18 protein-coding genes and 2 pseudogenes are annotated in these 20,120 nt (G+C 70.4%); 14 read left to right on the forward strand and 6 right to left on the reverse strand.

Going from position 1 to position 20,120, the window contains the following annotated elements; genetic code table 11:
* The coding region (locus ACYVO6_RS18030; protein WP_461062407.1) for an Nramp family divalent metal transporter at positions 1-1,481 on the forward strand (1,481 nt) is incomplete at its 5' end.
* 84 nt (positions 1,482-1,565) lie between these two features.
* Positions 1,566-2,201, forward strand: coding sequence for a DNA polymerase ligase N-terminal domain-containing protein (locus tag ACYVO6_RS18035; RefSeq protein ID WP_461062408.1), 636 nt, complete (start codon positions 1,566-1,568; stop codon positions 2,199-2,201).
* Between the two features lie 127 nt (positions 2,202-2,328).
* Here the strand turns inward: ACYVO6_RS18035 and ACYVO6_RS18040 are convergent, their stop codons facing one another.
* Entirely contained in the window at positions 2,329-3,531 is a 1,203-nt protein-coding gene (locus tag ACYVO6_RS18040; protein ID WP_461062409.1) for an erythromycin esterase family protein, read from the reverse strand.
* 58 nt (positions 3,532-3,589) lie between these two features.
* Here ACYVO6_RS18040 and ACYVO6_RS18045 point away from each other — a divergent pair, with 58 nt between their 5' ends.
* A complete protein-coding gene (locus tag ACYVO6_RS18045; protein WP_461062410.1) occupies positions 3,590-4,339 on the forward strand; it encodes a TioE family transcriptional regulator in 750 nt (249 codons plus the stop codon).
* A 168-nt stretch (positions 4,340-4,507) separates the two neighbouring features.
* Here the strand turns inward: ACYVO6_RS18045 and ACYVO6_RS18050 are convergent, their stop codons facing one another.
* On the reverse strand, positions 4,508-4,681 hold the full coding sequence (locus ACYVO6_RS18050) for a CsbD family protein (protein ID WP_461062411.1): 174 nt from the start codon (positions 4,679-4,681) through the stop codon (positions 4,508-4,510).
* A gap of 249 nt (positions 4,682-4,930) precedes the next feature.
* Here ACYVO6_RS18050 and ACYVO6_RS18055 point away from each other — a divergent pair, with 249 nt between their 5' ends.
* Positions 4,931-5,245, forward strand: coding sequence for an ANTAR domain-containing protein (locus ACYVO6_RS18055; protein ID WP_461062412.1), 315 nt, complete (start codon positions 4,931-4,933; stop codon positions 5,243-5,245).
* 303 nt (positions 5,246-5,548) lie between these two features.
* Here ACYVO6_RS18055 and ACYVO6_RS18060 read toward each other — a convergent pair whose 3' ends face one another.
* A complete protein-coding gene (locus ACYVO6_RS18060) occupies positions 5,549-6,346 on the reverse strand; it encodes an RNA polymerase sigma factor SigF (protein ID WP_461062413.1) in 798 nt (265 codons plus the stop codon).
* Between the two features lie 336 nt (positions 6,347-6,682).
* On the opposite strand from ACYVO6_RS18060, the gene ACYVO6_RS18065 reads away from it, so the two are divergent.
* From ACYVO6_RS18065 to ACYVO6_RS18085, 5 genes and pseudogenes are all read left to right on the forward strand, one after another.
* Positions 6,683-7,051, forward strand: coding sequence for a DUF6479 family protein (locus tag ACYVO6_RS18065; protein ID WP_461062414.1), 369 nt, complete (start codon positions 6,683-6,685; stop codon positions 7,049-7,051).
* Between the two features lie 72 nt (positions 7,052-7,123).
* Positions 7,124-7,474, forward strand: coding sequence for a hypothetical protein (locus ACYVO6_RS18070; protein WP_461062415.1), 351 nt, complete (start codon positions 7,124-7,126; stop codon positions 7,472-7,474).
* Positions 7,475-7,546: 72 nt separating this feature from the next.
* Positions 7,547-8,152, forward strand: coding sequence for a flavodoxin family protein (locus ACYVO6_RS18075; protein WP_461062416.1), 606 nt, complete (start codon positions 7,547-7,549; stop codon positions 8,150-8,152).
* A gap of 10 nt (positions 8,153-8,162) precedes the next feature.
* Positions 8,163-8,999, forward strand: a complete 837-nt coding sequence (locus ACYVO6_RS18080; protein WP_461062417.1) for an EamA family transporter — start codon at positions 8,163-8,165, stop codon at positions 8,997-8,999.
* A gap of 58 nt (positions 9,000-9,057) precedes the next feature.
* Positions 9,058-9,683: pseudogene (locus tag ACYVO6_RS18085) on the forward strand (alpha-ketoglutarate-dependent dioxygenase AlkB).
* 22 nt (positions 9,684-9,705) lie between these two features.
* On the opposite strand, the gene chvE reads toward ACYVO6_RS18085, so the two are convergent.
* From chvE to ACYVO6_RS18100, 3 genes are all read right to left on the reverse strand, one after another.
* A complete protein-coding gene (gene chvE / locus ACYVO6_RS18090) occupies positions 9,706-10,800 on the reverse strand; it encodes a multiple monosaccharide ABC transporter substrate-binding protein (RefSeq protein WP_461062418.1) in 1,095 nt (364 codons plus the stop codon).
* Between the two features lie 368 nt (positions 10,801-11,168).
* Complete coding sequence (locus tag ACYVO6_RS18095) at positions 11,169-11,969, reverse strand: aminoglycoside adenylyltransferase family protein (protein WP_461062419.1); 801 nt, start codon at positions 11,967-11,969, stop codon at positions 11,169-11,171.
* A gap of 16 nt (positions 11,970-11,985) precedes the next feature.
* Entirely contained in the window at positions 11,986-15,207 is a 3,222-nt protein-coding gene (locus ACYVO6_RS18100) for an amidohydrolase family protein (protein ID WP_461062420.1), read from the reverse strand.
* Positions 15,208-15,587: 380 nt separating this feature from the next.
* Between ACYVO6_RS18100 and ACYVO6_RS18105 the strand changes: the two genes are divergently transcribed.
* From ACYVO6_RS18105 to ACYVO6_RS18125, 5 genes and pseudogenes are all read left to right on the forward strand, one after another.
* Positions 15,588-15,863, forward strand: coding sequence for a DUF1232 domain-containing protein (locus ACYVO6_RS18105; protein ID WP_461062421.1), 276 nt, complete (start codon positions 15,588-15,590; stop codon positions 15,861-15,863).
* A gap of 60 nt (positions 15,864-15,923) precedes the next feature.
* Positions 15,924-16,100 (forward strand): annotated as a pseudogene (locus ACYVO6_RS18110) (MBL fold metallo-hydrolase); the annotation flags it as partial.
* Between the two features lie 233 nt (positions 16,101-16,333).
* Positions 16,334-17,149 (forward strand): SAM-dependent methyltransferase, encoded by an 816-nt coding sequence (locus ACYVO6_RS18115; protein ID WP_461062422.1) that lies wholly within the window; start codon positions 16,334-16,336, stop codon positions 17,147-17,149.
* A 297-nt stretch (positions 17,150-17,446) separates the two neighbouring features.
* Positions 17,447-18,946: a CAP domain-containing protein gene (locus ACYVO6_RS18120; RefSeq protein WP_461062423.1), complete on the forward strand. Its 1,500-nt coding sequence runs from the start codon at positions 17,447-17,449 to the stop codon at positions 18,944-18,946.
* A 164-nt stretch (positions 18,947-19,110) separates the two neighbouring features.
* Positions 19,111-20,118: a cation diffusion facilitator family transporter gene (locus tag ACYVO6_RS18125; protein WP_461062424.1), complete on the forward strand. Its 1,008-nt coding sequence runs from the start codon at positions 19,111-19,113 to the stop codon at positions 20,116-20,118.
* Positions 20,119-20,120 lie beyond the last annotated feature (2 nt).

Genomic DNA, 20,120 nt, shown 5'->3' on the forward strand with positions numbered 1-20,120 from the left:
TCTCTGTCCCCGAGTCCGGCGACGAAGCCGGACGCCCCGAAGGATCCGCCATGCCGAAAACCACCACGCCGACGGCAACCGCGGCCCCACCGACCGAACCCGACCCGTACGCCCTGCGCGCCGAGGACGTCCGCGAGGCACCCCGTACCTTCACCGGGCGGCTGCGCCATCTCGGCCCGGGTTTCATCCTGTCGGCCGCCGTGGTCGGCTCGGGCGAGCTCATCGTGACCACCTCGCTCGGCGCCGAGGCCGGGTTCGTACTGCTGTGGCTGGTCGTCATCAGCACCGCGGTGAAGGTGTGGGTGCAGATGGAGCTGGCCCGCTGGACGATCCTCAACGGCCGTACGGCGCTGGAGGGTTACAAGTGCGTTGCTCCGAGAATCGGCCGGGTGGGCTGGATCAACTGGCTCTGGATCGGCATGGACTTCGCCAAGATGTTCCAGCGAGGCGGCATCATCGGCGGTACCGCGGCGGCCTGTTCGGTGATGTGGCCGATCACGGGGGAAGCGCTGAGTTACCGTTCGCTCGCCGTGTGGACGGTGGTGGTCACCGCGCTGGCCGTGGTCCTGCTGCGTACGGGCCGGTACAGCGTGGTGGAGCGGGTGTGCTTCGCCTCCGTCGTCGTCTTCACCGTGGCCACGGTGGCGCTGGCGCTCGGGCTGCCGATGACCGAATTCGGTTACGGGGCAGGCGAGTTGGGCGAGGGCTTCAGCTTCCTCATTCCGGCGGGCACGGCCGGGGTGGCGCTGGCCATGTTCGGGATCACCGGAGTCGGCGCCGACGAGATGACGACGTACACCTACTGGTGCATCGAGAAGGGCTACGCCCGCTGGACGGGTCCGGACGACGGGAGCGAGGAACGGGCGCGGCGGGCCGAGGGGTGGCTGAAGGTGATGCGCCTGGACGTCGCCGCCGGCTGGCTGGTCTGCACCCTGTGCACGCTGTCCTTCTACGTCATCGGCGCGGCCGTGCTGCATCCGCAGGGCCTGGTCCCCGAGGGCAACACGATGATCACCACGCTGTCCCGGATCTACACCGACACGATGGGCCCCTGGGCCGAGTACCTGTTCCTGATCGGCGCGTTCGCCGTCCTCTTCTCGACGCTGGTCGGGTCGACCGCCAGCGTGCCGCGGCTGTGGACCAACACCCTCGGACTCCTCGGCGTCATCGACTGGCACGACGTCCGCGTACGGCGGCGCACAATCCAGATCCTGACGTGCTGCCTGCCGCCGGTCTGGGCGTCATTCTTCCTCTGGGTGCAGTCGCCGGTGCTGATGGTGCAGATCGGTGGCATCGGCGGCGGTGTCTTCCTGCTCGCCGTGGTGATCGCGGTCTGGCGGCTGCGGTCCACCGGCGTCGACAAGCGCTTCCGCGCCAACCCGTGGTTGACGGCGGCGCTCGCCATCAGCAGCGCGGCGATCGTGTTCCTCGGCGTCTACGGCGTGCTGGACGTCTTCGGCATCAGCCTCGCGGGGTCCTGAGTCGGCCGGGTGCATGGGGGGTACCCGGGGGCTGCGAGACGGTGCCGGCCCGCTGGAGCCGCGGGCCGGGGGAAGGAGCCGGACGTGGCTGGGAAGGACCGGCTGCGGACCTACCGCGGCAAGCGCCACTTCGACCGGACCAAGGAGCCTCAGGGAGCCAAGGGGCCTCGGGGAGCCGGGAAACGTCACGGCCAGGACGTGTCCTCGGACGACGGGCGGCACTTCGTGGTGCAGATCCATGACGCGAGCACCATGCACTTCGACTTCCGGCTGCAGGTGGACGACGTACTGAAGTCCTGGTCCGTGCCGAAGGGCCCGTCGGCCGACCCGCAGGACAAGCGGCTCGCGATGCCCACGGAGGATCATCCGCTGGAGTACGAGGAGTTCGAGGGTGTGATCGCCGAGGGCGAGTACGGCGGCGGAACGGTCATCGTCTGGGACCGCGGTACGTACCGGCCCATGAGCCATGACCGGCGGGGACGGCCCGTGCCCTTCGACGAGGCGTTGGAGCGGGGTCATGCCAGGTTCTGGCTCGACGGCTCGAAGCTGCACGGCGGATACGCGCTCACCCGGTTCCGCGGCGGCAGGCGCGAGGCGTGGCTGCTGGTGAAGACGGACGACGAGCGGGCCCGGCCCGGTGACTCGGGTACGCCCGATCCGCGCCGGGCCCGCTCGGTGCACAGCGGACGCACTCTGCGGCAGGTCGCCCGGGAGGAATGAGCGGCGATGACCGACCTCCTGGGCACCCTGTCCGCCGACGAGAGCCGACGGCTGCGCGAGGCGCGCGGAGCCGACAGCCGCTACCAGCCACGCCGTTCGCCGGACTGCTGAGGGTGGCACTATGGCACTAGCTCTGCTGGACGTCCTTGACGAACACGATGCCGTCGCTGCCCGCCAGGTGGGCCGGGTCCAGCGGGGCGTAGCCGAACCAGGGGGATACGCGGGGCGCGGGCCGTGTGTCGCCGAGGGCGGTGGCCAGCCGCGGGGCGTCGATGACGTAGCGGTCCTCCGGGAGCGCGTACAGGAGTCCTTCGAAGGTGTCCGGTGGCGGGGTGTCCACTCCCTGGTGCCGGATCGTGCCGAGGGCCGTGGCCAAGAAGGCGTACTCCTCGCCCAGGCGGGCGTTCACGAGTGCGCCGGCGCTCCACCACTCCACCGGCCCCTCCCACATCTGCATCGTGCTCTTCTCCCGCTGGAGATGGGAATTGTTGGCGTGGATGAGTGCCGGGCCCCGAGCGGCGACGGCAAGGAGGTTGTGGGCCATCATCAAATCCCGCAGCACGCACAGCCGCGTCATGCGGGCCGGTGAGGTGTCGGCCATCCAGTAGTGGTAGCGCAGCAGGCCGGTGGCGGTGCGCCCGTACAGGCGTGCCCGGTCCCAGTCGTCCCGCGAGGTCGCCGTGATCAGGTGCGGTGTCTGCGCGTCGAGCAGCGCCACCAAGTCGTCGGCGAGCAGCCGCAGTTCCTTGGCCTCGGCCGACTGCCCCACGGACTGGGCCGGGTCCATCATCGCGGCGGGATCGGTCCACTGGTCGTCGGTGCCGAGCAGACGGTCGAGCGTGTCCTCGGTGCAGGGGAGCAGGTCCGCGTCCACCTGGGCCGAGAGGTAGCCGTGGAGTGCGGTGAGGGCCTGCCGGGGGCTCGCGGCGTGGGTGATCTCCAGCGGGCCGTCGAAGCCGGCGAAGCGGACCTGCTCGGACGCGGGCCGGCCGTCGTTGTGGGCGCGCATCCAGCGCACGAGTTCGCGGTTGGCCGCGAACTCGCCCCACCCGTGGCTGAATCCGTGCTCCATGACCTCGTCGAGGGTGCCCGTGCCCGAGGTGACGTAGGCGTCCACGACCAGGCCCATCATGCAGTCGCTCTCGATCGTGATCGTCCGGTAGCCCTCCTGCTCGACGAGCTGCCGGAAGAGCTCGTTGCGCAGGTCGAGCAGAGTGTCCTCGCCGTGAGTGGGCTCGCCCAGGGCGAGCAGCCGCGGCCGGGCCGGGAGCAGCTTCATGACGGCGGTGGCTTCGACGGCATGGGCGATGTCTTTGATGTCAGTAGCCATGTCTTCAACGGTATCGTTGAATCTTTAGTTGAGACTTTTCCGCGATATCGTCAGTCTTATGGGGCGAAACCTTAAAAACGGGGAACGGCTCAGGCCGGTTGACCTGGCGCGCGAGCACGGTCTGTCCACACAGGCCATCAGGAACTACGAGGAGGCCGGCATCCTTCCGGCCGCCGGTCGTACACCGCACGGCTACCGCACCTACACCCCGCTGCACGCGCGGGCCCTGCGCGCATTCCTCGCTCTCATGCCCGGCCACGGTCACCAGACGGCGACGTCGATCATGCGGGCCGTGAACCAGGGCGCGGTCGATGAGGCGTTCCGCCTCATCGACGAGAGCCACGCCCAGCTCCTCGACGACCGCCGGACACTCCAGGCCGTGGAGAGCGCCCTCCGCGACCTGAAGCCCACCACGGCGCTCGAGGCCGGTACGGGGTCCGGGCCGACCGCGGTGTCCGAGCCTGGCGGCACGTTCATCGGGCCGCTGGCAGGGAAGCTCGGAATCCGGCCCGCGACGCTGCGCAAATGGGAGCGCGCCGGGCTGGTGCGCCCGCGCCGCGACCTGCTGACCGGGTACCGCGTCTACGACGAAGCCGACGTACGGGACGCCCGGCTGGCCCACCAGCTCAGGCGGGGCGGCTACCTGCTGGAGCAGATCGCCCCGCTGATCGCCCAGGTGCGGGCGGCCGGCGGGCTGGAGCCGCTGGAGGCCGCACTGTGCGACTGGCACGGTCGGCTGTCCGCCCGCGGGCGGGCGATGCTGACCGGGGCCGCCGAGCTGGAGGCGTACCTCCGCGAGCGCGGATGAGACTTCGGTCGCCGGCCGCCGAAGAGAACAAGAGTCACCATGGAGAGCGGTCACGCAAAAGCAATTACGGGGACGGTCATGGAGGACCGTCACGGAAAACGCCTCCGGCGACCGCACGGGCCGAGCCCGATACGGCCGCCGGAGGGGTATCGCGTCGGTGAGCGGGGGCTACCGGCCGGTCTTCTTCGCGCGGTCGGCGGCCTTCTGCGCGGCTTCCTGCGCCTGGCCCGCCACCTGCTCGCCCCGGCCCTCGGCCTCCTGGGTCCTGTCGCCCGTGGCCTTGCCGGTGGCCTCCTTTATCTTGCCCTTCATCTGCTTGGCCTTGCCCTTTGCCTTAGCCATGGTGATCCGTCCTTTGCGGAAAGATGGACTGGCATATCCACCCTGCGCCCCGGCCTTCACCTTCGCAATTCGTGAATTTTTCGCCACCATGAGTGAGCAAGTACGGATCCGGCGGCGCCCGCACTGGCACACCGCCGGACAAGTGGCGAGGATGGAGAAACACGTCAGCGCTCCGACCCGGAGGGGACGATGACCTCACACACCCGTTCGGGAGCTGTCGAGCCGGCCGGTGGCCCACAGGAGGCGACCGTGCCTGACGAAACGGCCCAGATCGTCGCGTTGCAGGAGCAGGTCGACCAGTTGAAGGAAGCCGTGACCTCGCATGCCGTCGTGGACCAGGCGATCGGCATGATGGTCGCGCTGGGGCGGGTGACACCCGACCAGGGCTGGGCCGTTCTGCGGGAGGTTTCCCAGCACACGAACATCAAGCTGCGGAATGTCGCGGAGCTGATCATCATCTGGGGGCAGAAAGGCGATCTCCCACCCGCTATTCGAGCCACGCTGGAAGACACGCTCGATCGTTACGGGCCGACACAGATTCCGGGCGGACCACCACTGGGGTAATCGCCCCGCTCATCACCTCCGGAATTCGAACTGTCGGACCCGTTGGTCATTCTTCAAAATTCCCCAACAGGGCAGGGCAACCGCTTTGTTCGGACGGATCCGAAGTGTTTCGGATCCGTCCGACTGGTTAATTCGGACAGCGGCGACACACTGGCGAACCGCTCCCGGGAGGGTTCGGCAGTGAGCCCGCCGCTCGGTCGTCCGGCCCGGGGGCACCCCCACCGGGCGACTGGGTTTGTCCGCTCCGGGACACCGGAGCGGACGCTCCAGGACGCCTGCGCGGACACGACCGCGGGCCGGATATCAGGCGGCCCTCTCGGAGAGGGCCTTCTCCCTCAGTTCGGCGCAGCAGGCGCTGAGCAGCCGGGACACATGCATCTGCGAGATACCGAGCTGATGCGCGATGCGGCTTTGGGTCATGCCTCCGAAGAAGCGCAGGTAGAGGATGGTCCTTTCGCGTTCGGGGAGTTCCTGCAGGCAAGGCTTCACGGCCTCGCGGTCTACGACCAGATCGAATCCGGCGTCGGGCTCGCCGAGGACGTCTCCCAGTGCGTAACCGTCGTCACTGCCCGGCAGTTCGGCGTCCAGCGAAAGGGCGGTGAAACTGTCGAGGGCTTCGAGACCGATGCGTACGTCGTCCTCACTCATCCGCGCATACTCGGCGATCTCGGCGATGGTGGGCTGACGGCCGGACGACGTCTGGGCCAGGTCCTTCGCGGCCGTACGGACCCGGTTGCGCAGGTCCTGGACCCGTCGCGGTACGTGAAGGACCCACATATGGTCCCGGAAATGGCGCTTGATCTCGCCGGTGATCGTCGGGATCGCGTAACTCTCGAAGGCACAACCACGGTCCGGGTCGTAGCGGGCGACCGCCTTGACGAGACCGAGTGCCGCGACCTGGCAGAGGTCCTCGACCGACTCGCCGCGCCCCCGGTACTGGGTGGCGATGCGGTCGGCCATGGGCAGCCAGGCGCGGACGATCTCGTCGCGGAGGGCGTCGCGCTCGGGCCCCTCGGGCAGAGCGGCGAGCCTTTCGAAGGCCGCGGCCGTGTCGGGGGCATCGTCGTGCGGGTGTTGCTTCGATCTGACGGTGACTCGCATGGTGCGTGCATCTCCCTCAGAAGGTGCCGAGACAGTCACCATGGGAGCAGGCACACACGAACCGTTCGGAACACACCCGCGATCTGGCGGACCAGCTCCCACGGACGTGCCTCCTGTCCGAAGCACTTATAGGGCATTTGCCCCGCATTCGGTCACCCAAACCCGGCCGGTCACACCGGTACGGTCCATCGAGACGGGAATGGCGTGACGCCGAGCCATCGGCCGATTCCGAAATGTGACGGGTGCAGCGAAGTACCCCCTGAATTCGCGGCCGGGAAATGCCGAACGGGGCCGCAGGCCGCTGTTTCGGTCGGTCGCGCCGGGTACTCGCGGGTGATGGACATCGTGACGACACGACTGGCCGTCTCCTCCGCGGTGGTGAGCGGAGTGGTGCCGTTCCTGGTGGGGCTCGTCATCGTCGGCGCCCTGATCTGGGCCGTGTGGCGTGGCCGCCGGATCCGCGCCCGCGAGCCCGCACCGCCGCGCCCGGAGGAGCAGCCCAGGCCGCCCGACTCCGGCCCCGTGCACGAGGTCCGTGAGCGCCGCGAGCCCGCCGAAGTGCCGCGCGGACGCCACCGGATCACTCCGCACCGGCTGCGAGGACACGGCAACCTCCGTACCCGCCGCGCGGCGGACCAGCAGGCGCCGAAGTGGGACGAGAACTCCAGCGGAGGCTTCGGCAGCGGTGGCCCCGGGCGGACCTGATCCTTCGACGCACGGGATCCCTCGACGCCCGGGTGCGCCGCCGCTCAGGAAGGAACGGGAAGGAATACGCACATGAGTCACACCGACCGCGACACCTTGCCCCTGCCCGACTTCGACCATCTGCCGCTGGGCAGTCTGCGGACCCGTATCCGGGCGCTGTCCACCGACGAGGTCGAGCAGGTACTGGCGTACGAGCGCGCACACGCCGACCGTACGCCGGTGGTGGAGATGATCAAGGCCCGGCTGGCCGAGCTCGCCTCCGGCGCCGAACCCACGGGCGGCGACCCCAGGGCCGTACGCCCCGAACAGTCCCCGCACCGCGCGGGCCGGTCGGTGTCACCCGCCACCGCCGCGGAGGCGACCCACCCGCCGCCCCACGGAACTCCGGACCAGCGCGGCAGGCCGAAGGGCAACCAGACATGAGACCCACACCTGAGGCCGCGATGTGAGTCCGACCCCGTATGGGCCGGACTCCCGTGGATACCCGTCGTCCCCATGAAGGCACTGATCATCAACTGCACCCTCAAGGCCTCACCCGAACCGTCCAACACGGAAGCCCTCGCCACCGTCGTCGCCGAGCAGCTCGCGAAGGACGGCGTGGACGTCGATTTCGTACGGGCCGTCGACCTGGACATCAAGCCGGGCGTCACCAGTGACGCGGGCGACGGTGACGCGTGGCCGCCCGTCCACGAGAAGCTCCTCGACGCGGAGATCCTGGTCATCGCCTCTCCCACCTGGCTCGGCAGGCCCTCGTCGGTCGCGCAGCGGGTGCTGGAGCGAATGGACGCCATGATGACCGAGACGGACGACGAGGAACGTCCCGTGGCCTACAACCGGGTCGCCGGCGTGGTGGTGACCGGCAACGAGGACGGTGCCCACCATGTGATCAGCGAGATCTCGGGCGCTCTGGGCGACCTCGGGTACACCGTCCCCGGTCAGGCATGGACCTACTGGCACCTCGGTCCCGGCCCGGGCCCCGACTACGTCGACGACGAGCGCGGCCACGACTGGTCACACAAGACGGGCCGCGCCATGGCCGCCAACCTGCACGGCGTCGCCCGGGCCCTGACCGACCGGCCTCTCGGGGCGCCTCCGGGCTGAGGCCTGGCGGGTGGGTGCTCTTCTCGCGCTGGCTTCGGCGGCCTGCTACGGCATCGTCGACTACGCCGGTGGACTGCTGTCGCGCCGTATCCACTTCGCCGTGGTCACCTTTCTCGGGCAGATCGGCGGACTCCTGCTGGCGCTGGCGGTGGCTCTGGCGATGCCCGCGGAGGCGGTGCGGTCCGCGGATGTGATGTGGGGAGCGCTGTCCGGGGTCGGCAGCGGCTCGGCCATGCATTTCCTCAACCGGGGGCTGAGCCGCGGGGCGATGAGCATCGTGGTGCCGGTGAGCGCCGTCACCGGGGTGGCCCTGTCCGTGCTGTGCGGCGTCTGCTTCCTGGGCGACCGGCCCACGCTCCTGGCCTGGCTCGGCATCTGTGTCACGGTGCCCGCGCTGTGGCTCGTCTCCGGTGGAGAGGTCCGCCGCGGCGCGGGTACGGCGCAGGCGTCCGCGGACGGTCTGCTCGCCAGTCTGGGTGTGGCGGTGCAGTACATCGGGCTGGCCCAGGCGGGTGCGGGCAGCGGGGTGTGGCCGGTGGTCGCGGGGCGGGTGGCCGCGGTCGTCGTGGTGCTGCCCGGCGTGTGGCGGCATGTCCCGAAGTTCCGGCAGTCCCCGAAGCCGCTGGTTCAGGCCGCCGTGATCGGGGCGGGCGCCGCTCTCGGCCTGATCCTGTACCTCTGGGCGACGCGGCAGCAGATGCTGGCCCTCGCCGTTGTGCTGGCCTCGCTGTATCCGGCCATTCCGACGGTCCTCGGGCTGGTGATGCTGAATGAGCGAGTGAGCCCCAGGCAGGTGGTCGGCCTGGTGAGCGCGAGCGCCGCGATCATCCTGCTGACCTTGGGCTGACACCAGGTCCGGGCCACATAATCGTACAACCATTCGAATGTGAGCGTACCTTGTACCCATGTCCACTCACCTCCAGGGCTCGCTCTTCGACCAGACCGACGACATCCGCCTCGGCCCGCTGCACAAGCTGCGCAGAACCCGGCTCGGCGACGGCGCCTGGATCGATCTGCTGCCGGGATGGCTGAGCGGCGCCGACGCCCTGTTCGCGCGGCTCGCCCCCGAGGTTTCCTGGCGGGCCGAGCGGAGGCAGATGTACGAGCACGCTGTGGACGTCCCACGCCTGCTCGCCTACCACGGCGCTGACGACGTACTGCCGCACCCTGTCCTGGCCGAGGCGCGGGATGCCCTTTCCGCGCACTACGCCGAGGAGTTGGGGAGCCGTTCACCACCGCAGGGCTCTGCTACTACCGGGACGGCAGGGACAGCGTGGCCTGGCACGGGGACCGGACCGGGCGGGGCGCGCGCGAGGACACGATGGTCGCCATCCTCTCCGTGGGCGCGCCACGCGATCTGCTCCTGCGGCCCCGGCACGGCGGCAGCACCGTACGCCGCCCACTCGGCCACGGGGACCTGCTCCTGATGGGCGGCTCCTGCCGGCGCACCTGGGAACACGCGATCCCCAAGACCACGCGGGCGGCCGGGCCCCGGATCAGCATCCAGTTCCGGCCGCACGGCGTGCACTGACCGAACCCGGAGGTCCGGCGTTTCAGCGGAGGTCGCTCGCCTTGAGGTACTCCGAGTCGACGAGCACCTTCTTGTAGTTGCCCTTGTCGACGCTCACCGGTTCCAGAAGGTACGCGGGCACGACCTTCTCCCCGTTGTCATACGTACTGCTGTCGTTGACCGCCGGACGCTTGCCGTGGACCACCGCGTTGACCATGTACGAGGTGATGAGCGCGAGTTCGCGGGTGTCCTTGTAGACGGTCTGCGTCTGCTCACCGGCCATGATCGACTTCACCGACGGCACCTCGGCGTCCTGCCCTGTGATGATGGGCAGCCGCCTGCCTCCGTCTCCGTAGCCATGCGACTTCAGCGCTTTGATGATCCCGATCGACATGCCGTCGTACGGGGAGAGGACCGCGTCGACACGCTCGTTCTCGTAGTGGGAGTCGAGCAGTTCGTTCATGCGCTTCTCGGCCCTGACGCCGTCCCAGCGCAGGGTCGTGACCTGGTCCATCTCTGTCTGCCCGGATCTCACGACGAGGTCGCCGCTGTCGATATAGGGCTGCAGAGTCTTCATCGCGGCGTCGAAGAAATAGCCGGTGTTGTTGTCGTCGGCCGAGCCGGCGAACAACTCGATGTTGAACGGGCCCTTGGCGCTGCCGTTGGCCAGCCCCAGCTGCTCGATGAGGAAGTCGGCCTGGAGCTCGCCGACCTGCTCGTTGTCGAAGGTGGCGTAGTAGTCGACGTCGGAGCTGCCCAGGATCAGGCGGTCGTACGAGATCACGGGGATGTGCGCGGACTCCGCCTTGCGCAGCACATCGGTGAACGCACGTCCGTCGACCGCCGCGATGACCAGGGCGTCCACACCGTCGTCGATCATGGCCTGCACCTGCTCGACCTGGGTCTTCGGGTCGTTCTCGGCGTACTTCAGCGTGGCGCCGTAGCCGAAGCCCTTGACCTGGTCGACCATGCTGCGGCCGTCGCTGATCCACCGCGGGGAGTCCGTGGTGGGCATCGCTATGCCGACGGTTTCGTCTCCTGAACTGCCCACGTCGCCGCTCTCACCGCAGGCGGTAAGGGACAGGGACAGGGCCGCGGACAGGGCCGCAGCTGCGGTGATGCGGACGCGCATGGTCATCTTCCTCGTAAAGTGACAAGTCACCGCACCGGACTGGTTCGTACGGCTCGTACGTCCGGCGAGGTGCACCAGGTGAACCGGCGCCCGGGTGCAGGGAGCTTTCCGGGACCGGCTGGTCCCACCGGGTTCCGGTGGGGCAGTACTGCGGCAGACCGTTCGGTATGTGTCTCGGGGTGGTTTTCCGTTGAACCCGCACACGAGCAGGCCGGGGTGACCGGCCCCCACGTGCACGGACTCGAACGTGGGGTGCCGGGAGCGTATACCGCCGGAGACGCTCTGTGGTCGACTTTCGTCACTTTCGTTGCGGCAGCGCACGACCAATGATCAAGCATGCAACAGAACGCGTCGCTCTCCGAACGCGAACCGGCCTAAAATTCGCGCTCCTGCGCGTTCAGTTGAGCAACCAAGTGATCGGCGAGCGCGCGGACCTGCGGCATCAGGCCGTCCCAGGACTCCTTCTCGTGCCCGAGATAGCCGGACCGCGCACGGGCCAGTACGGACCGGTGCCTCGTCGGCAGGCGCTCGAGCGCCCAGGTGGCCGCCGCGTCCTTGGACGTGATCGTTCCGGTCTCCAGGGTCGTCCAGACACGGGCGAGCGTCAGCAGGACGTTGCGGGTGTCCGACTCCAGTTCGGCGAGCAGCTCCGGCACACCGGCGACGATCGCCCGCCGCAGGTCCTCGTGCGGGACGGGATCGAGTACGTCCGCCGGTGGCGGGCCGAACAGCGGGGCGTTCCCGAGCAGCACCATCGTGATCAGCGGCGCGAGATCGGGCGCGGGCGCCGGAGCGGGCACCACCCCGCGCTCGAACTCGTCGCGCAGCCACTCGCCGTAGAGGAACTCGCAGCGGGGCGGATAGCTCCAGGGACGGACGTCGCCCCGGGCGACGACGGTGAGCTCGACGGGGCGGCCGGGACCGCTCCGGGCCTGGCCCTCGCCCTCGGAGACTTCGAGCAGGCCCTGGACCAGGGCCCGCCGCTCATGCTCCGTCGTGGGGGGGGGNNNNACGAACAGATCGAGATCGCTGCCCGGTCGCAGACCTCCGAGTACGGCGGAGCCATGCAGGTAGACGCCGACGACGTCCGTGCGGAGTACGCGGTGCACCAGGCGCAGGACGTCATCGGTCTGGGAGTCGGACGGGGAGCCGGACGGGGGCGTGCGGTCGATCACGGTGGGGATCGTAGGCTCAGTGCCCCGCGTCGCAGCAACCCTCCCGGCGCATCAGCCGGCCCACTTCGAGCCAGTCCTCCTTCTCCATCGGGTTCTCCATCGAGTTCTGCTTCGAGCGCCGGGTCGCGGGCTCGTACGAGGCCACCAGGTCCTCGGTTGTGTACGGCACCCCGCCGCGGAGTACGGAGACCGTGCGGACCAGGGTGTCGAAGTCCGCGAACGGGTCGCCGTCCACCACCGTCAGGTCGGCGAGCCTGCCCGGCTGCACGGTGCCGAGATCCCCCTCGACGCCGAAGAGCCGGGCGGGCAGCACGGTCGCGGTGCGCAGGGCCGCCGCCGGGGACAGTCCTCCCCGGTGCAAGGCGCGCAGGCCGAGGTGGAGGGAAAGACCGACGGGAACGAGGGGCTGGTCGGTTCCGAGGGCGACGAGGCCGCCCGCGGAGAGGATCCGCCGGTAGATGTCGGTCTCGGTACGCAGCGTCGCCAGCTGGGCGGGGGTCGGGGGCACGCCCGCGGACTGCTGGACCAGGGCCACGTCCCATGGCGGCATCACGGCGGTGACCCGCGGGTCGTCGGCGAGCCCCGGGTCCGCGCCGAGGAGCGGCGCGGAGGTGAACGGCGTGGCGATGAGGCCAAAGTTGACGCCGCGCGCGCTGTAGATCTCCACCAGGTCCTGGTAGGCGCGCCCGGACGCGGTCACCGCGTGCCCGAACTCCCCTCGCTGCGTGGCCTGCAGATGGGTCGTCAGGTCCTGGCCGAGCTGGACGCCCGGCGACAGGAGATGGCCGCCCGTCCGTACGCCGAGGCGCTCGTGCGCGAACCGGGCCGCCTCCTCCATCACCCAACTCGGCGCACGGACATAGGTTTTGACGAAGTCCCAGTCGAGTGCGGCACCCCGCTCCAACGAGCGTCGCAGCCCGTCCCTGGTGCCATGGGCGCGTCCCATGCTGTAGGCGACGCGGGCCCCGTCGAGCAGTTCCCCCGTGGTCAGCAGCCGTGGTCCGGCCAACTGCCCCGTCGCCACGGCCTCGCGGATCCGGGCCTGCTCATGGGCAAATCCGCCGAGCGACACCGCGGTGGTGATGCCGTAGGTGAGCTGGCCGACGGTCTGGCGTCCGCCGTAGGTGATCTGCCAGGGGTGGGTGTGGGTGTCCCACAGTCCGGGGACGACGGTGTGGTCCGAGGCGTCGATGCGCCTGAGTGCGCCGCGCCGGCGGTGCGGTTCGACGGCGGCGACGCGTCCGCCGCGTACCACGATGTCGACGTCGTCCCGTACGGATTCGCCTGTGCCGTCCCACAGTTGACCGGCGTGCACCACCGTGTCGGCGGGTGCGGGCCTGCGCTGATCGAGCGGTGCGCGGACCGTCCGCGCCGGTCCGCCGTCGATGTCGATCAGCCGCAGCCGGGCGCCCGACAAGTACAGCAGCGTCTTCGAGTCGCCGGACCAGGACGGGTGATCGGCCGGTTCGGTGGTGAGGGTGCGCAGGGCGCCGCGCGGGGTGCCGTCGGGTGCGACCGGCAGCAGACAGAGCGCGGATTCGACGATCACCGCCATCCAGCGCCCGTCGGGCGACCAGACGGGCCCGGAGTCGTACCGGTCGGCGAGGGAGACATGGGGTGCGACGGAGTGCAGGTGGTCGGTGCCGGTGGTGGTGTCGACGACCCGGATGAGGTTGTAGCCCTCGCGGAAGCGGAGGTTGAGGCGGCCCCGGTCGCAGAGCGCGACGTATCGCCCGTCGGGCGACCAACTGGGCCGGCCGGGCAGCCCGCCCGCGCCGAGCGGGGTCACGAGCACGCGTTCCGTACCGGACTCCAGGTCGCAGACTACGAGCTGCCCGGTCAGGTCGAGGCAGGCGAGCCGCGTGCCGTCGGGCGAGAGCGCCGGGTGGACCCGGCCGCCGGTCGCGATTGCGGTCTCCTCCCCGGTGGCCAGATCTTGCCGGTACACGCCGAGCAGTCCGTCGCGGTCGTCGGCGTACAGCAGGGAGCGCCCGTCGCGCGCCCACACGGGTCCGAGGAGATAGCGGGTGGGTTCCGACCGGCGCAGCCGCTCCGGCGCCCGGCCCCCCGAACTGTCCGCCAGCCACAGCGAATTGAGCGCGGCGAACGCGATCCGCCGCCCGTCGGGCGAGAGAGCCGGCAGATGAATGCCGCGCACCGGTCTCGCCCGCCCCTCCCCCAGGTCGTACTCCTTGACGCGGTAACGCGGCCGGTCCACGGGCAGCACGCCCTCGAAGGGGACCGTTTCCGGCTCGGCCGGTCTCTCCGGTCGTACGAGGGTGAAGTGGCCGTCCACGGTGAGCAGCAGCTCTCCCGCCGTCGTCCAGCGCGGGGGCACCGGCGCGATGTCTCCGGCGACGGTGACGGGTTTACTGTCGACGACCAGCGTGCACGAGCCGTTGGGCGGTGCCGTGACCCGCAGATACGCCAGGCGTCGGCCGTCCGGTGCGAGGGCCGGAGTCATGACCTGCGCGGCCTGCGTCTCGGTGTGCTCCACGACGACCGGACCCGTGCCCTCGGCCGGGACGGCGGCGACGGTCCGGGCCTCGAGTGCGGGGCCGGAGGCGGTGGTGACGCCCTTCGCGCGTACGAACAGGATCCGCTTCCCGTCCGGCGACCAGGCGGGGTCGAAGTCCTCCCAGGCCCCGTCCTGCAGAGGACCGTCCTGCCCGGGGAGGCCGGTGACGCGGGTCAGTTCGCCGGTGGACAGGTCCAGCACATGGATGCGGTACGGGCTCCCGGTCACCGGATCGCCGCCACGCTCGGAGGCGAAGGCGAGGCGGGTGCCGTCGGGCGACCAGGCCGGACCGCGGTCGTCCCAGGGGCCGTCGGTGCGCTGCCGTACGTCGGAGCCGTCGGGGCGCATGGTCCATACGTGGAAACCGCCGCCTTTGTACGCGCAGAACGCGATGAGCTTGCCGTCGGGGGCGTACACGGGCCGGTTCGGTTCGAGCCCGGCCGGGGTGAGGGGGACGGCCTTGCCTCCGGTGCGCGGCAGCGACCACAGGACGTTCTGGATCTCGGCGATCAGCCGCTCGCCGCCGGGTGCGAGGGTCGCGGAGCCGTTGGTGGCCGCGGAGAAGGACAGCGAGAGCCCGGTGCGCGGCTGTGCCACGGTGGGCGCGGAGCCGACAGCGGTGACGGCTCCGGCGGCGCCCGCGGCTGCGAGGAGTTGTCGACGGGAGAGTGAGGGTGAAGGGGACGGCGAGGGGGTGGCGTTGCTCCTGTCACGGTCCATGACTGAGCACGCTCGCGTATCGCGGAGCACATGAGCAACAGCGCCATTCAGCCAAACGGATTGCCCCTTTGGCGGTCAGCCGCGCCTCGCGTGCAGGGTCCGCGCGAGCTTGGGACCGAGCCGGCGCTTCAGTCTGCGCAGCATCTGGAGTTGTGCCGCATGAGGATCGAGAAGTACAGGCCGGCCGGGCCACCGTCGACGCAGGCGATCTTCATGGGCACACCCCAACTGTTCGCTGGTTCTCTCCAGGTGATCAATCGACAGCACAGGGCAGAAGCGGGGCGGGCGGCGCTCCGGGCTTACCAGGCCGCGTGGCGGGCCCGCGCTCCGGGAAAGCTGAACGCGAAGAAGGGCAAGTCGGACGAGCCGAGGCAGGACGCATGGACACCAGTACGTGGGTTGTGGTCCTTCTCGTCGCCGCACTGCTGGCCGCGGTCCTCGCGGTGGCGGTCACGTTCCTCGTACGGCTGGTCCGGACTCGGCGCGCGCTGAGGCGCGCGGGGCTCCCGACGGGCTCGCCCTGGGTCTTCTGGGGAGCCGTCGCCTACGTCGTGCTGCCGACCGACCTCCTGCCCGACCCGGTCTACCTCGACGACATCGGCGTCCTGCTGCTGGCCCTGAGGTCACTGCGCGCTTCCGCGGACCCGCAGCGCTGACTCGGCCGGACTTCTGCTTGGCTGTGTCCGGCAGGCAGGGACTCCGAGGTCAGGATGATGATGCAGGCATATATGCGCCAAGTTGCCGACAACGTCCATCTGGTGCACGGCAGCAACACCAACTGGGTGATCCTCACCGAAGGCGACGCCGTCACCCTGGTCGACACCGGCTATCCCGGCGACCGCGCGAAGGTCCTCGAATCGCTGGCGGCCGTGGGCAGTTCACCCGAGGCGGTGCGCTCACCGCGCTGGACACCTTCGAGACGCTTTCGGGGGACGTCATGCTGCCCGGGCACGGGCCGGTTCACCAGGGTTCCGTACGCGAGGCGGCTCAGCGCGCCCGGGAACTGGCCTCCTGAGGAGCAGTACCGGTATCAGCAACTGCCGCTGCCCGCCCACGAGTTGCTGATTCGTGTCGACTACTGTGTGCCTGCGGCAGGCATATGACAGTGAGTGGGGAGCTGAGCACCATGCACGAGCGGTCGGCGGGCGGAATGACCCCGATCAACTCCTCCGTGGCGCATCCCGCGCGCGTGTACAACGCCTGGCTGGGCGGCAAGGACAACTACCCGGCCGACCAGGAGGCGGCCGAGCTGGCCGCCGCGGCCAATCCGGAGATCATTCCCGCGGTCAGGGCCAACCTGGCCTTCCTGGGGCGGGCGGTGCGCGAGCTGGCCGGGAAGCCGGGGATCCGGCAGTTCCTCGACATCGGGACCGGCATCCCCACGGCGGACAACACCCACGAGGTGGCGCAACGGGTCGATCCCGGCGCCCGGGTGGTGTACGTCGACAACGACCCGATCGTGCTGGCCCACGCGCATGCGCTGCTCGTCAGCAGCCCGGAAGGGGCGACGGAATACCTGCAGGCGGACCTGCGCGACGTCGACCGCATTCTCACCGCGGCGCAGGACACGCTGGACCTGTCGAAGCCGGTGGGCCTCATGCTCGTGGCGATCCTGCAGTACGTCCCGGACGCCGACGACCCGTACGCCATCACGCGCGGCCTCCTGGACGCGCTCGCCCCCGGCAGCCATCTCGTCCTCTCCCACCCGGCGTCGGACATCGGAGCCGACGAAGTCGCCGAGTCGATGCGCGTGTACAACGAGCGGGCCGCCGAACACGCGGCGGCGACCCCCCGCCCGCACGGCGAGGTCACTCGCTTCTTCGCCGGCACGGACCTTCTGGACCCGGGAGTCGTACAGCTGCCGCAGTGGCGGCCCGACCCCGAAGCCGCACCCACCACCGGCACGCTCCCCATGTGGTGCGGGGTCGGCCGCAAACCGTAGGGTTGCCGCGCGACTGCGACGCGAACGGTACAGACCCTTGCCTGCGAACACCCCGACCGAACCCGGCAGTTCTACGACGAGACGCTCGGCGCCGCTCTCAGTCGCGTCGACTTCACCACGGCGCAGGACCCTGAAGCGTCCGCACCCCAGTGGGAACTCGTCGAAGGGCTGGCATTTCGGCTTCGCCCCCTCGCTCGCGACGGGCCCGGGAACCGCCGCTCACCGGTGAGACGTTGTCCGGGCAACGCCCCTCGGGGCGCGGACAGCGGATTCAGCATCCCGACAGGCGGCGGCACGATGAGCGAGTTGGTTCCCGGAGGCAATCTGGCCCTGCCGGGTGGCACCCTGACGCTTCAGGTGCCGGGGCCGTTCGACGTGTCCGCGCTCATCACTGATGACAGCGGCAAGGTGCGCTCGGACGGCGACTTCGTGTTCTACAACCAGCCGAGCGCGCCCGGTGCGCGCCTCACCGGCGAGACGATCAGCGTCGACCCGCTCGCGCTGCGGCCGGGGGCGAGCCGCGTCACCGTGGTCGTCTCTCCCGCCGAGGCCGGCACTCCGCTGGGCCGACTGCCCGCCCCGAACCTGCGTGTGACCGGGCCGGGCGGCCGTGTCCTCGCCCGGTTCACCCCGCCGCGGCCCCAGCAGGAGACCGTGCTGCTGCTCGCCGAGATCTACCGTCGCGGCACGACGTGGAAGATCCGCGCATTGGGCCAGGGGTACGCGGACGGACTGGCAGGCATCGCACGGGACTTCGGCGTGGACGTCAGCGAGGACGCCGACGCGGGCGGGGGCGCGGCTCCAGAGGGCTCCCCTGCCTCGGGCTCCAGGGGCACCGGTGTCGCGACGGCCCTGAGCGTCGCACGTGCCGGGCTCGACCGGCTGCGCGGAACCGGGCGCGCACCGGCTGCACGCCCGGGCACCGCTCCGGCCCCGGCCCCGGCCCCGGCCCCGGCTCCGGCTCCGGCTCCGAGTGCTCGTATCTCACCTGCCGCACCGGCCGGAGGCCCTCGTGCCGCAGACCCCGACGGCTTTCTCGGCCTGGTCAACTCCGCGCGCACCGCCGCCGGTTCACCACCCGTCTCGCTCGACGCCCGGCTCGGAACCGCGGCCCGCGCCCACGCCGTCGGCATGGCCGCGCAAGGGCGTCTGGGCTCCGAGGGCGCGGACGGGCTGTCCGTGTACCAGCGCGTCACCGCGGGCGGATACGCGTATCTCACCGTCGGCGAACACCTGGTCTCCGGCCCGCGCACCCCGGCCGAGTTCGTGGAGTACTGCCTGTCGGGCGAGCAGTCCCGCGGCACGCTCCACGACCCGGCGTTCACCGAGACCGGCGTGGCGTACGTCCCCGACAGCCGCTCCGGCACGCTCTACTGGACGGCGCTGTGGGCCCGGCCCTTCACCCCCGGCGGGCTCGCGCAGACGGCCGCCGACGTCATCGCGCTCACCAACGCCGAGCGCGCCTCGGCCGGACTGCCGCCCCTCGCCCCCGACTCTCTGCTCACCACGGCGGCACAGGCGCACAGCGCGGACATGGTGGCCCGCGCCTTCTACTCCCACACCTCCCCCGACGGGAGCGAACCCTGGCACCGCGCCGCCGCCGCGGGCAGCACCCGTCGCACCATCGGCGAGAACATCGCCTGCGGCCAGCGCTCCGCCGCCGAGGTCGTACGAGGCTGGATGAACAGCCCCGGCCACCGCGCCAACATCCTCAAGCCGGCCTTCACCCACATAGGCATCGGCTTCGCGGGCGGCGGCGCGGCGGGCACGTACTGGACGCAGCTCTTCGGCGCCTGACCGCGGGGCCTCCGCGGCCTTCGGAGCCTCTCGGTGACCAGCAGCATCGGCGCTGGTCAGAGGCCTGTTAACGATGATGACAACGGTCACCGATGCAGCCTTTGCCGATCTCCGCGAGGTGCGCTTCACTGCGTGAGTCAGCCATTGAATCGAGGGGGCAACAGATGACCAGCGCGCACCACGAACACGGGCCGGGCGGGCACGCCGGGCACGAGGGGCACGAGGGGCACGGTGTGGCCGCGGACGCGGACCGCCGCTGGCTCGCGATCGCGCTGACGCTGATCGCCTCGTTCATGGCCATCGAGGTCGTCATCGGCATCATCGCCCGCTCGCTCGCCCTGATCTCGGACGCGGCGCACATGCTCACCGACGCCGTGTCCATCGTGCTGGCGCTCATCGCGATGCGGCTGGCCGCACGCCCGGCCCGCGGCGGTTTCACCTACGGCCTCAAACGGGCCGAGATCCTCTCCGCGCAGGCGAACGGGCTGACGCTGCTGCTGCTCGGCGCCTGGCTGGCGTACGAGGCCGTGCTGCGGCTGATCGATCCGCCCGAGGTGGAGGGCGGGCTGGTACTCGCCACGGCGCTTGCCGGGATCGTGGTGAACGTCGCGGCGGCCTGGTGCATCTCGAAGGCCAACCGCACCTCGCTCAACGTCGAGGGCGCCTACCAGCACATCCTCAACGACCTGTTCGCGTTCGTCGGCACCGCGGTCGCCGGTCTCGTCGTACTGCTCACCGGGTTCGCGCGGGCCGACGCCATCGCGACCCTGGTCGTGGTGGTCCTCATGGTCAGGGCCGGTTACAGGCTCGTACGCGAGTCCGGGCGGATCTTCCTGGAAGCGGCTCCCGCGCACCTCGATCCGGACAGCATCGGGGACCGGCTCGTCGCGCACAGCACGGTGACCGAGGTGCACGACCTGCATGTGTGGACCATCACCTCGGGGCAGCCCGCCCTGTCCGCGCACGTCCTGGTCGACCCCGTCGCGGACTGCCACACGGTGCGCCGGGACCTGGAGAGGACCCTCCAGAACGACTACGGGATCAGCCACACCACGCTCCAGGTCGACCACGCGCCCGCGGACGTCCTCGAGGTCCACGCCAGCGCCTTCGACGACGCCCACTGCGAGAGGCCGCACGGCCCGGTCCACCGCGACGAGCCGCACCCGCACTGACC

This window comes from Streptomyces pseudoechinosporeus (assembly GCF_054783935.1).